Raw genomic sequence first — 13,380 nt, 5'->3', positions numbered from 1 at the left:
AATGAAGCAGAATCAAATTCTTCCAAATTGTAATCAATTAGCCGAGAAATTTGGCGAACGATTTCAGCATCTTCAGCGTGAGGATATGAATCTTTTGTTCTGGGACGAAGATGTACATTTCTTTAAGAGAGGAAGTGTGATCTACTCTGAGGGAGATTCAGCAAAGGGATGTTATTTTCTTTTCTCAGGAGTTTTAAAAGTTTTTAAAACAGGAATTGAAGGGAAAGAACAAATTATAAAATTTGCGAAACCAGGTAATTTAATTGGTTTTAGATCCGTATTAAGTAAGGAACGTGCTTGTACTTCAGCGAAGGTAATTGAAGATACCATTGTATGTTTTATACCAGGTAATGTACTTACCAAGTTAATACGTGAGAATTCAGACTTTGCGATGGAACTAATGGAAATTACTTGCAGAGAATTGGATGAAGCGAACGATTACATTACAGATATTGCTCAAAAAACGGTTCGTGAACGTTTAGCAGAGATTTTAGTGCATTTAGAGAGTACTTTCGGTCTAACAGAGGACAACACACTTAAAATTGCATTAACACGCGAAGAATTGGCCAATATGGTTGGTACAGCTACAGAATCGGTTATTCGTCTCTTATCAGAATTTAAATCAGATAAACTGATTGAATTGAACGGTCGAAAAATTAAAATTCTAAACAGTAAAGCACTTAAAAAGGTAGGCGGTATTTTGTAAACGCTACTTCTTAAAATATTTTATCCCCATCTGGTTTTCCAAATGGGGTTTTTATTTAAATACATTCTATTGATTAATATAAATCCTGTGTTTAGTCCATTCCAACAATTTTCCCTATTTTTAGCTTGACTATAATAAATTACTAACTACGATTCTACCTTGAAGAAAGATTTCCCCCATTTCCGCCAATTGGATGCCATGGATTGTGGCCCAACGTGTTTACGCATGATTGCTTCTCATTTTGGAAAGAATTTTAGTCTTCAATCTTTACGAGATAAATCGCACATTACCCGAGAAGGTGTTTCGATGTTGGGAATAGCCGATGCAGCGGAAAGTATTGGTTTGAAAACTATGGGTGTTCGAATTAGCTACAGGCAATTACAAGATGAAGCTACACTACCAGCTATTTGCCATTGGAATCAAGCGCACTTTGTAGTGGTTCATAAAATAGAGACGAAGAACAAAAGAACGATCGTACATGTAGCTGATCCAGCATCTGGATTATTAAAATTCACTAAGGAGGAGTTTATAAAAGCTTGGGCATCTACTAAAGTTGATGGCGAGGTAAAAGGTTTATGCTTGTTACTGGAACCAACACCAGATTTTTACAATCAAAGCGACGAGGATGTATCCAACAAAAAAAACATTGGCTTTTTATTAAAATATTTAAAACCATACAAAAAATTTCTTGTTCAGTTGGGCTTGGGAATGTTGTTTGGTTCTTTGTTACAGCTAATCTTCCCATTTTTAACCCAATCGGTTGTCGATGTGGGTATCAATACCAAGAACTTAAGTTTTATTACATTGGTTCTTATTGCGCAGTTGGTACTTTTCATTTCGCGTATATCGGTCGAGTTTATAAGATCGTGGATTCTTTTGCATATTTCTACTCGCATAAATATTTCCTTGATATCCGACTTTCTAATTAAGTTGATGAAGCTACCTATTGGTTTCTTCGATATTAAAATGATTGGTGACCTTTTACAGCGAATACAAGATCATACTCGTATTGAGAACTTCCTAACTTCATCTACTTTGAATATCCTATTCTCGATGGTGAATCTTCTAATTTTCGGAGTTGTGTTGGCTATTTATAATATGACCATTTTCGGTGTTTTCCTTTTGGGATCTGCACTCTATATTATCTGGATTAATCTCTTTCTTAAAAAACGTAGAGAATTAGATGGAAAGCGTTTTGCCCAACTTTCGAGCAATCAGAATTCTCTGGTGCAACTGATTACAGGTATGCAAGAGATTAAGCTGAATAATTGCGAAAAGCAGAAACGCTGGGAGTGGGAGAATATACAAGCAGAACTTTTCCAAGTGCGTACTAAGGGGCTTGCATTGAATCAATACCAAGTATCGGGTTCCGTATTTTTTAATGAGACCAAGAATATTGTTATCACTTTTTTAGCTGCACAAGCTGTTGTTAATGGTAGCATGACTTTGGGTATGATGCTGGCTGTACAGTATATACTGGGGCAATTAAATTCGCCTATTGACAATCTGGTTCAGTTTATTCATTCATGGCAGGATGCTAAAATCTCATTGGAACGTTTGGGTGAGATTCACGAGATGGATGATGAAGAAATTGAAAAAGATGAAAAGCTAATCGAATTACCTGAAGATAAGTCTATCCATATCGAGAAAGTAAGTTTCCAATACGAAGGACCACATTCTGAGATGGTATTGAATGAAGTCAATTTGAATGTAGCTAAAGGACAAACAACTGCTATTGTTGGTGCTTCAGGCTCTGGAAAGACAACTTTAATAAAGCTCATGTTAGGTTTTTATCCCGCAACGAAAGGAAAAATTAACTTAGGCGGTATATCTATTCAGAACTATAGCTCAGCTATGTGGCGACAAAACTGTGGTGTGGTTATGCAAGATGGTTTTATTTTCTCTGATACTATAGCAAAAAATATTGCAGTTGGAGATGAGATCATTGACAAGAAACGTCTTTTATATGCCGTTCAGGTAGCATGCATTCATGATTTTATAGATAGTCTTCCGCTTAGGTATAATACAAAGATCGGAGCTAATGGGCACGGGTTAAGTCAGGGGCAAAAGCAGAGAATACTGATTGCACGAGCTGTTTATAAAAATCCGGAATTCCTTTTCTTCGATGAGGCAACCAATGCGCTGGATGCCAATAATGAAAAAGCGATCATGGAAAATCTGGACGAGTTTAATCAAGGTAGAACGGTTGTGGTTGTAGCACATAGATTGAGTACAGTTCGAAATGCTGATAAAATTATCGTTTTAGATAAAGGTAAGATTGTTGAGTATGGAAATCATAAAGATCTGACTGAAATAAAAGGTCAATATTATGAGCTTGTTAAGAATCAATTGGAACTTGGGAGCTAATCGTGAATTAATAATTACGAATTAAAAATTCTATGAAATCAAATCTGGTAAAAGATAAGGCTTATGATTTTGCAGTTAGAATCATTAATTTATATAAGTATTTAAAGACTGAGAAACAGGAATATGTTTTATCGAAGCAAATATTGCGCTGTGGGACATCTGTTGGAGCGAATATCGAAGAAGCTATAGGTGGAATATCCAAAAAAGATTTTATTGCCAAATTGCAAATTTCTTATAAAGAGGCTAGAGAAGCACATTATTGGCTTAGGTTGTTACATGATACAGATTATATCGATAAAAAGATATTTGATTCGTTACGATTAGACTGTGAGGAAATTTTAAAAATTTTATCTAAAATACTAGAAACGTCCAAAACTAATTTGAGTAAATAGTTGAGGTAATTATTAATTACTCATTTTTAATTATTAATTCATGGATAATATTGAATTACGATCAGATGAAGTAAAGGAAATACTGCAAAGAATGCCGAATTGGATCATTCGTAGTGGCACAACTATGTTCTTTCTGATCATTTTATTAATTGTTGTGGGCAGTTGGTTTTTCCGTTATCCGGATATAATACATTCCAAATTGGTGCTGACAACCCTGAATCCACCTGCCGAATTGATTGCTCGATCATCCGGGCAGATTCAAAATCTGTATGTTGCAGATAATCAAGAGGTGAAAAAGGGAGAGCTGCTAGCCATTATAGAAAATCCAGCTGTTAATGATGATGTTTTTGTTTTAAAATCAAAAATGGAAGAATTTCATGAGCATCTTACTGGTGTGGATGGAATTAAGTCCAAATTGTTAGAAGGTGATTTTCGTTTGGGACAAATTCAATCGTACTACAATGGTTTTTTAAAGTCATATGTTGACTATCAACGTTTTTTTGATTTAGACTATTACGATCGCAAAATTGCTTCTTATCGAGATAAGATCAGTAAATACAATTTGTATTACGATCGGCAGTACCAACAAAAAGTTATTTCTGAAAGTGAATTGGAAATAGCTAAAAAGCAATTTATTCGTGATTCATCTTTGTTTGTTAGGGGTGTTATTTCCCAGTCTGACTTTCAAAATGCTCGTAAGAAATATCTAGAGCAAAGTTATGCATTCCATGGTTCTCGCTCTTCGCTGGCCTCTACTCAGATTAGCATTTCTGAGGTCAATCAGCAAATCATAGATTTGGAATTGAATAAAGAAAATGAAAGAAAGGAATTACAGAATCTACTCATTCAATCCTTCGATAATTTAAAGGCTCAGATTAATATTTGGGAACAAAAATATGTGCTCACAACACCTATTGATGGTAAGGTTAGTTTTAACCGTTTTTACAGCTCCAATCAAAATGTAAAGACGGGAGAGAGGGTTTTTACTGTTTTGCCTTCAGATTCTGCCAAAATAGTTGCTAGGGTTGAATTAGGAGTACAAGGAGCTGGTAAGGTTAAAATCGGGCAAAGGGTGAATATAAAATTAGATAATTATCCTTATCTTGAATATGGCATGTTGGAAGGAACCATAAGATCTATTTCAAAAGTTCCAGAAGACCAGAAATATAGTTTGGACGTTGATTTTCCTAATGGTTTGGTAACAAACTACGATATTGAGCTCGAATTTGCTCAGCAAATTGAGGGGCAAGCAGAAATTATAACAGAAGATTTTAGATTGCTTCAACGTATTTTTAATCCAATTAGAGCGCTTTTAAAAGAACGTTTATAGTTTTTCCTTTTATTTAAGCTTAATTATTTTTAATTTGAGATAATCATAATTTTACTCAAATAAATTCTCGTATGCAAAAGCTTGCTGTTGGTATAGATATTGGTGGAACGAACACGGTCTTCGGATTGGTTGACAAGGAAGGGAATTGCCTTGTTCAAGACTCCATTTTTACCAAACAGTTTGATAATTTTGATGATTTTGTAAAAGTTCTAGCCGAAAAAATAAAATCCTTATCTAAAAAGTTACACTTTAAATTTGAATTGATAGGTGCAGGAGTTGGAGCTCCAAATGCAAATTATCGCGATAATAGTATAGAAGAAGCTTCTAATCTTCCTTGGAAAGGAAAACTTCAATTGGGTGATCTCTTAAAAAGGGAATTGAATATACCAGTTTACGTCACCAATGATGCTAATGCTGCTGCTGTTGCCGAAATGATTTTTGGTGGTGCTATTGGAATGAAACATTTTATGGTTTTAACACTCGGTACAGGTCTAGGATCTGGGATTGTTATTGATGGTGAATTGCTATATGGATATTCTGGCTTTGCAGGTGAATTGGGGCACGTAATTGTTCGCCCAGAAGGTCGTCATTGTGGTTGCGGACGATTGGGTTGTTTGGAGACCTACGTTTCTGCTACAGGGATTAAAAGAACAGTTAGCAAACTTTTTGCTAAACATCATGATAAAAGCGAATTGCGTAACCTTCCTTTTAATAAAATGAGTGCTAGGCGCCTAGCTGATGCTGCTTATGCTGGTGATAAAATTGCATTGGAGTCTTTTGAATTTACTGGAAGAATTTTAGGTTTAGCTTTGGCAAATGTTGTTGCTCTAAATAATCCTGAAGTTATATTTCTTTCAGGTGGCTTGGCAAAGGCTGGAGATTTAATTCTAAAACCTACCCAGTATCATATGGATGATAATTTACTTTCTGTTTTAAAGGGTAAAACCAAAGTTGAGCTAAGTAAAATACAAGGGAATTCGGGATTATTGGGTGCTGCAGCTTTGGTATGGAAAGTTCTTGAATAATTAGTAGATTTGATCTTCTTCATCAAATGACTAGTTATAAGAATTACATGAGAGCGTTACAACTACTATTTTACTTCCTTTTTTTAATTCCCATAAATTCTTTATTGGCACAAAAGGCGGTAAGGCCTTTTCAAACTCACAATCAAAGTCCTGTTGTTCATTTTTTTGGATTGCCAACTAATCCTGGAGGAATTGTTTTAGAGAAAGGGGAATTTTATATTGGCAATTATTTTAATATTGCCAACAATGCAACGAGTGCAAAAAAGAAAGGTGAGGCCATATACTTAGATGGTGAAATGTATAGAAATGAGCTCCAGTTTTCCTACGGATTTTTATCTAAATTGGAGTTGGGTATTTCCATTCCAATGGTTAGACACTCTACAGGAGTAATGGATTCTTTTATAAGTGATTGGCACGAAACCTTTAACTTACCTGAAAAATCTCGAAGGATTATGCCAACTTATAACCTAAATTATTTTTTTTTAGAAAACGAAAGTTTCGTTTTTAATATGAATGAAAGTAAATTAAGTGTTGGCGATATTTCTGTTTCATTATGTACACCGATTTTTGGAGGGAAAAATCATAAGTTAGCTTTACGCTCTTTTCTTAAATTAGCAACTGGAAAAAAAGAAACTCTGGTTGGAAGTGGAACGAATGATTTTGGTGTTCAGTTAACGGGTACTATTAAACCTATTATTGAAAGAGGACAGTTTGCTTGGTTTTATTCTTTGGGCTATTTAAGAGTTGGTACAGGTGCTGTTTTGGACTATAAAATTTCCAGAAACGTGAGTTTTGGAAGCATTGGTTTCTCTCACAACTTAAACAATAAATGGTTTCTTAAATCGCAATTCGATTTCCATACTAGTTTTTACAAAGATTCCGAAACTAAGCAGTTAGGATATGCTTCAGGGCAATTGGTATTAGGCTTGGATTATTTGTTGACTGAAAAATTAGTATTGACAGGTGCATTTATAGAAGATATAATCGTAAACACTGCGCCAGATTTCACATTGCAATTCGGTGTGTCTTATCATTTTAAATAGATAAATATGAGTATTATAGGAAATATCATTTGGATAATTTTTGGAGGAATTTTTATCTTTCTGGAATATATTATTTGTGGGTTATTAATGTGTTTAACCATAGTTGGGATACCCTTTGGGCTGAAAATCATTCAGTTATCAGTGCTTGGATTAGCCCCATTTGGACAAAGGGTTGAATACAATGAGCATGCAGGTGGTTGCCTAAGCATCATTCTAAACATCATCTGGATTTTTATTGGAGGATTGTGGATTGCCTTAACGCACGTGTTGTTTGCCTTGTTGTTTGCAATTACAATTATCGGGATTCCTTTTGCTGCGCAGCACATAAAATTAGCTGGTTATGCACTAACACCTTTTGGGAAAAGTATTCGGTAGTTAAAGCCTTTAAATGGACGGTTTGTATAAAAAGAAAAATCCCAACCGAGAGGTCAGGATCTTCACAAAATACTTAAACAACAAACACTAACATAAACGTTCCTTAACGCGTATGACAACAAAAGTGAATAAAATTTTTGGAATATGAAAACTTTTAAAAAGATATAAGACCCAAATTATCAAATATTTCCGTCGAAATCGTTTGTGTTGGCCTTATTTATTTTCGATATAAATACCAAATGGTCTTTTTTACCTTTTCAAAATAAAAATTGCTCCACGTGGAACGTCAAAATATTCATTTCGAAGTCATTTTCAAGCAGTTTACTATAATTGGCGAATAAAAAGAGTTTATATTTGCCATTTTTAATCCAATAATTACACAAATTTTGAATCCATTAAAGAAGCTTGCTGGCGAAACAGTTATTTATGGTCTTAGTTCCATCTTAGGAAGATTACTTAACTGGTTACTGGTACCACTATACACCAATGTGTTTTTTCCAGAAGAATACGGAGTTGTTACTAATTTAATGTCATACGTTGCCATTTTTCTGGTTATACTTACATATGGAATGGAGACAGGATATTTCCGATTTGTTAGTAAAGAGAAGGATTCATCGATTGTATTTTCTACTGGTTTTATTTCGTTGTTAGCAACAACAGGTTTATTCTGGTTACTGATTTTTACTTTTCTAAGTCCTTTAGCAGGACATTTAAATGCCAGCGAAAACAAAGAATTTGTTGTTTTATTGGCTTTAACTTTGGGTTTTGATGCCATTACCGCCTTACCATTTGCCAAATTACGACAAGAAAATAGGGCGATGCGATATGCTGGACTAAAATTAATTAACATCTTCTCCAATCTTGGTATTAATCTATTTTTCTTATTGTTATGTCCTTGGATTCATGAAAATTACGCTTCTATCCCAATAACTAAAATCTGGAATCCCGATTTTGGCATTGGTTATATATTTGTAGCATTTTTTGTTTCAAGTTTGTTGAATTTAGTATTGTTACTTCCTGATTTCTATCGAATTAAGCTTAGGTTTGATGGCAAGTTGTTACGGAAAGTATTAAAGTTTTCTGCTCCTATATTGGTCGTAAGTATTTGTGGAATGCTAAATATCAATTTGGATAAATTGGCTATGCCTGAATTGATTCCAGCAGATCAAAATCCAATGTATCAAACGGGCATCTATGGTGCGAATTACAAGTTAGCCGTTATCATGACTCTTTTTATTCAGGCTTTTAGATATGCTTTTGAGCCTTTCTTTTTTGCGCAAGCTAAAGAGAGTAACTCGAAACAGGTTTATGCTGGTGTATTAAAATATTTTGTGATTTTTGGTTTGCTAATTTTCCTAGGAGTAATGTTCTATTTGGATATCGTAAAAATATTAATCGACTCGTCCTATCATGAAGGGCTTGGAATTGTTCCATTTGTATTACTTGCCAACTTGTTCTTTGGAATTTTCTTCTCCTTATCTTTATGGTATAAACTAACCGATAAAACCCGATATGGAGCTTATATTGCTATTGTTGGTTCTGTTATTACAATTGTATTGAATATCGTACTTGTTCCTCGAATTGGATATTATGGAGCGGCTTATGCTGTATTGGCATGCTTCGTTACAATGACAGTTGTTTCCTATATTCTTGGACAAAAGCATTATCCAGTCCCTTATGATCTAAAAAGAATTTTATTTTACATGACATTTGCCATGATGCTTTTTTGGGTGAGTACTTGTATTGAGATGGATAATCAATGGTTGAAAATGGCTGCCAAAACACCTCTTTTAGTCCTATTTTTATTGGTGCTTATTCAAACAGAGAAGCTGTGGTTACCATTGGGCAGATTGCTTGGCATAAACAGGAAATTAAACTAAGCATTAGTAAATCACAATCTTTCATAAGAGATTTGAAAAATGTATCTTAGCGATTCCAAAAAATAAAAATAGCTACAATACATATGAAAGTAAAAATCGTTAACAAATCGAAACACGATCTACCAAAATACAGTACTGAATTATCTGCTGGAATGGATCTTAGAGCAAACCTAGATGAGTCAATTGTATTAAAATCTTTAGAGCGTAGAATTATTCCAACAGGTTTATTTATTGAATTACCAGCTGGTTTCGAAGCGCAAATTCGCCCTCGTTCAGGCATGGCTTTTAAAGAAGGAATTACAGTTTTAAACAGTCCAGGTACGATTGATGCTGATTATCGAGGCGAAATAGGTGTTATTTTAGCAAATCTTTCAAATAATGATGTTGAAATTAAAGATGGCGATCGAGTTTGTCAAATGGTGGTAGCAGCTCACGAAACTGTGAATTGGGAACCTGTTGAAGACCTAGAGGCATCAGAACGCGGAGCAGGTGGTTTTGGACATACCGGTAAGGCTTAATGCGTTAAAATATATTAAATCGGATCAAAACTAATTCCAAAACAGTACATTTGATTCGTTTTTTACCTAATTTAGAATTACACTACTAATCTATACTACAAATGAAAATTATTGTTCCAATGGCTGGAATGGGGAAACGTATGCGTCCTCATACTTTAACTGTACCAAAACCTCTTATACCGATTGCAGGAAAACCGATTGTTCAGCGTTTAGTTGAGGAAATTGCAAAGGTATCTGATGAGGCAATTGATGAAATAGCTTACATTATTGGTGATTTTGGCAAGGAAGTTGAAGAACAGTTGGTTGTAATTGCAGAACAAATTGGTGCTAAGGCAAGCATTTATTATCAGAAAGAAGCATTGGGTACAGCTCATGCAATTTATTGTGCAGCACCATCTTTATCCGATAAGGTTGTAGTTGCTTTCGCAGATACTTTATTCAAAGCAGACTTTGTTTTAGATGCAGATGCAGATAGTGTTATTTGGGTACAACAAGTTGAGGATCCTTCGGCTTTTGGAGTTGTTAAAATTGACGACAAAAACAACATTACTGATTTTGTTGAGAAGCCTAAAGAGTTTGTATCAGACTTGGCAATTATTGGGATTTACTATTTTAAAGATGGTGATAACCTAAGAGACGAATTAAAATACTTAATGGACAATGAAGTAATTGTAAATGGAGAATACCAACTTACAGATGCTTTGGAGAACATGAAAAACAAAGGACTAAGCTTTAAGCCTGGTCAAGTGATTGAGTGGATGGATTGTGGTAATAAAGACGCAACAGTTCATACCAATCAAAGAATATTGGAATATCACCGAGAGGATGAATTAGTTTGTTCAACTTCAAATGCTGTTAATTCCATTATTATTCCTCCTTGTTATATTGGGGAGAATGTAAAAATTGAAAATTCAGTAATTGGACCTCACGTTTCAGTAGGAGCCAATACAGTAGTTAGTAATACTTTGGTTCGTAATTCTATTATTCAACGAAATTCAAACCTGGAGAATCTGAATCTTGAAAATTCAATGATTGGTAATCATGTTGAAATTCAAGGCGATGTATCTGAGTTGAATGTTGGTGATTTTGCGAGCTTTTCAAAATAAAGATGGATGAAGGTGGGACGTAAATTTTGGATAGGAATTCTTTTAATAAGCATGATGGCTGCTCCAGTTTCGGCTGGTGAAATAGTGCCAGGTGCAAAAAAGGATAAGCTACAGAAAGAACTTAAATTAACTGAACAGCAAAAATTAGAATTTGATTTTGCTTTTACCGAAGCAACAAAGGCTGTTTTACTGGGGGAGTTAGAAAAAGGGGTTTCTTTGTATGCTTCATGCTTAAAAATCGACCCATCGAGTGCTGTCGTTCATTATGAATTGGCCAACATTTATCTGAGTCAAGAGAACTATAACAACGCCTTAGAGTTAGCTCGAAGTGCTGTTGCATTGCAACCTCATAATTTGTGGTATCAAATTCAATTGGCGAACATTTACCAAAAAAAGGGTATGATAGATCATGCTTGTAAGGTCTATGGTGAGCTGGTTGAATTGCATCCTGAGCGTAACGATTTTTATTATTTGCAAGCTAGCCTTTATGCTTCAGTTGAGAAGTTTGAAGAAGCAATTGAGGCTTATAATCGTTTGGAAAAAAGGATTGGTGTTCAAGAGGGAATTTCATTGGAGAAAGAACGTTTATATATTGCTTTAGGAAATCGTAAAATGGCTTATGCTGAACTTCAGAAGCTAATAAAGAAATATCCATATCGAGCAGAGTTTTATGGAATGTTAGCTGATTTATATTTGGCCGATAAAGAGGAGGATAAGGCATTTAAACAATACCAGGAAATCCTTAAAATTGATCCAGACAATGGTTTAGTTCATTTCTATTTAGCTAATTTTTACCGCCAAAAGGGCGATGTTGAAAAGAGAAATAGCGCTTTATCCAAAGCATTTGAAAAAACAGAAATAGATTCAGATCAAAAAATACAATTCCTAATCTCTATTCTTATGAACGGAGAAAAGGATAGTATGTCTGATGAGTTTTTAAAAGAGTTGTTGGATAAATTAGTTGCAATTCATCCTGGTGAAGTAAGAGTGCATGCTTTGTATGCTGATTTTCTGAAAAGAAGAAATGACAATGAAGGTGCAAGGTTTCACTTAAGAAAGGTGCTTGAGGAAGAGAAAACCAACTATGTGGTGTGGGAGGAATTATTATTAATTAATAATGCTTTATTGGATTTTGAGAGCATGTACAATGAAAGTACAGAAGCCTTAAAATACTTCCCTAGTCAGCCATTATTATACATTTTTAGAGGTGTTTCTGCAGCTCAAAAAGAAGATTATAAAACTGCAATTGAAAGCTTAGAAGAAGGATCGGCATACATAGGTGAAAATTTGGCTTTGAAGATTCAGTTCCAGACTTATTTGGGAGATGCTTATTATCAAATGGGAAAAGCGGAAAAAGCTTTCAAAGCTTATGATGAAGTTTTACTTTTTGATTCGAACAATGTAATTGTGTTAAACAATTATAGTTATTATCTTTCGGTTAAAGGCGTGAACCTCGAAAAAGCAAAGAAGATGAGCTCTTTATGTGTGAAGTTGGAAGCTGAAAATTCGACTTATTTAGATACTCACGGATGGGTTCTTTACCGTTTAGGTGAATTTACTGAAGCTAAAAAAGTATTGGAGAAATCATTGGAGTTTGGAGGTGGAGAATCTGCCGTTATTGTTGAGCATTACGGTGATATTCTTTATCGTTTAGGTGATGAAGAAAAGGCTCTAGAAGAGTGGAAAAAAGCAATTGAGATAGGTGACGGGTCGGAGTATTTGGCTGAGAAAATAAAGACAGGAACAATTCCTGCAGAGACGGATAAAAATGAGCAATAGAATATATTCAAAAATTGTATTGAGGGCTTTGATCATTATCATTGCCCTTTTTCAGTTTTCATGTAAATCATTTTATGAATTAGGTGTAGAAAAAGCCAGACCAATGTCTGATAATAAACTCTACAATAGTTTGCAGGATAGTAGCCTTCATTATTCAAGTTTTTACGTGAAGAAGTTTTCGGCAAGCTTTACCGCAGATGGCATAAAGAAGAGTTTTAAGGGCTCAATGAAAATCCAAAAAGATAGTCTGATATTGATAACAATAAATGCAGTCGGAGGTATTGAAGTAGCTAGATTGTTGGTAACGCCAGATTCTGTTAAAATGCTTGATAGAATGAAGAAGCGTTATTTTGTTGATGATTTTAGTTTCTTTTCCGATAAGTTAAACATGGATCTGGATTTTAATTCTTTTCAAAGCATCCTTACCAATTCTATTTTTAGTGTGGTTAATAATGAGAAGGAAAAGGCTTTTAAACGAACTTTTGACGGTAAAATAGTAGAAAATAAATATGTTTTTATATCCGAAAAAGCGAGGAAGATAGATCGTAAATTAAAAAAAGATAAGATTCGTAAATTAAATCGATTTGGCTATCAACGCTTTGATATCGACCCATCTTTAATGAGAATTACAGATGTTCTGGTGAAAGAGTTTGATGATGCTAGAAATATATCCATTAAGTATCGAGATTTTAAGCCTTTTGAAAATAAGAAGTTTCCTCAACGCCTAAGTTTTGAGGTTAAGGATCCAAAACATTTATTATCTTGTAACGTTAAGTTTAACAAGATAAGTTTTGATGAAAAATTAAGATTTTCATTTAGAATCTCAGACAAATACGAAAGAATTTATCCATAAAACATA

Annotated in this window: 12 protein-coding genes; all 12 read left to right on the top strand. The window is 34.4% G+C overall.

Going from position 1 to position 13,380, the window contains the following annotated elements:
* The first annotated feature begins 1 nt into the window (after nucleotide 1).
* The 12 genes from L3049_RS18090 to lolB1 all read left to right on the top strand — a co-directional run bounded on the left by L3049_RS18090 (nucleotide 2) and on the right by lolB1 (nucleotide 13,374).
* Nucleotides 2–706, top strand: a complete 705-nt coding sequence (locus L3049_RS18090; protein ID WP_275111233.1) for a Crp/Fnr family transcriptional regulator — start codon at nucleotides 2–4, stop codon at nucleotides 704–706.
* A 159-nt stretch (nucleotides 707–865) separates the two neighbouring features.
* Nucleotides 866–3,073, top strand: a complete 2,208-nt coding sequence (locus tag L3049_RS18085) for a peptidase domain-containing ABC transporter (RefSeq protein WP_275111232.1) — start codon at nucleotides 866–868, stop codon at nucleotides 3,071–3,073.
* A gap of 32 nt (nucleotides 3,074–3,105) precedes the next feature.
* Entirely contained in the window at nucleotides 3,106–3,465 is a 360-nt protein-coding gene (locus L3049_RS18080; protein WP_275111231.1) for a four helix bundle protein, read from the top strand.
* Between the two features lie 40 nt (nucleotides 3,466–3,505).
* The gene (locus tag L3049_RS18075) at nucleotides 3,506–4,795 is read left to right on the top strand and encodes an HlyD family secretion protein (protein ID WP_275111230.1); all 1,290 of its coding nucleotides are present in this window, start codon (nucleotides 3,506–3,508) and stop codon (nucleotides 4,793–4,795) included.
* 71 nt (nucleotides 4,796–4,866) lie between these two features.
* Nucleotides 4,867–5,820: an ROK family protein gene (locus tag L3049_RS18070; protein WP_275111229.1), complete on the top strand. Its 954-nt coding sequence runs from the start codon at nucleotides 4,867–4,869 to the stop codon at nucleotides 5,818–5,820.
* 47 nt (nucleotides 5,821–5,867) lie between these two features.
* The gene (locus L3049_RS18065; RefSeq protein WP_275111228.1) at nucleotides 5,868–6,863 is read left to right on the top strand and encodes a DUF3187 family protein; all 996 of its coding nucleotides are present in this window, start codon (nucleotides 5,868–5,870) and stop codon (nucleotides 6,861–6,863) included.
* 6 nt (nucleotides 6,864–6,869) lie between these two features.
* Complete coding sequence (locus tag L3049_RS18060; RefSeq protein WP_275111227.1) at nucleotides 6,870–7,238, top strand: YccF domain-containing protein; 369 nt, start codon at nucleotides 6,870–6,872, stop codon at nucleotides 7,236–7,238.
* A gap of 386 nt (nucleotides 7,239–7,624) precedes the next feature.
* Nucleotides 7,625–9,118 carry a lipopolysaccharide biosynthesis protein gene (locus L3049_RS18055; protein WP_275111226.1) on the top strand — a complete coding sequence of 498 codons (1,494 nt, stop codon included), beginning with the start codon at nucleotides 7,625–7,627 and terminating at the stop codon, nucleotides 9,116–9,118.
* A gap of 83 nt (nucleotides 9,119–9,201) precedes the next feature.
* Entirely contained in the window at nucleotides 9,202–9,636 is a 435-nt protein-coding gene (gene dut / locus L3049_RS18050; RefSeq protein WP_275111225.1) for a dUTP diphosphatase, read from the top strand.
* 101 nt (nucleotides 9,637–9,737) lie between these two features.
* A complete protein-coding gene (locus L3049_RS18045; protein WP_275111224.1) occupies nucleotides 9,738–10,742 on the top strand; it encodes a sugar phosphate nucleotidyltransferase in 1,005 nt (334 codons plus the stop codon).
* 12 nt (nucleotides 10,743–10,754) lie between these two features.
* Nucleotides 10,755–12,521, top strand: coding sequence for a tetratricopeptide repeat protein (locus L3049_RS18040; protein WP_275111223.1), 1,767 nt, complete (start codon nucleotides 10,755–10,757; stop codon nucleotides 12,519–12,521).
* Nucleotides 12,511–13,374, top strand: coding sequence for a lipoprotein insertase outer membrane protein LolB1 (lolB1, locus tag L3049_RS18035; protein WP_275111222.1), 864 nt, complete (start codon nucleotides 12,511–12,513; stop codon nucleotides 13,372–13,374). The genes L3049_RS18040 and lolB1 overlap by 11 nt, the downstream gene beginning before the upstream one ends.
* The last annotated feature ends 6 nt before the right edge of the window (nucleotides 13,375–13,380 follow it).

The sequence above is a fragment of the Labilibaculum sp. DW002 genome (genome assembly GCF_029029525.1).
Classification (GTDB): domain Bacteria; phylum Bacteroidota; class Bacteroidia; order Bacteroidales; family Marinifilaceae; genus Paralabilibaculum; species Paralabilibaculum antarcticum.
The sequence above is the reverse complement of the archived record's forward strand: the minus strand, read 5'-3'. Positions and strand labels throughout refer to the sequence as shown.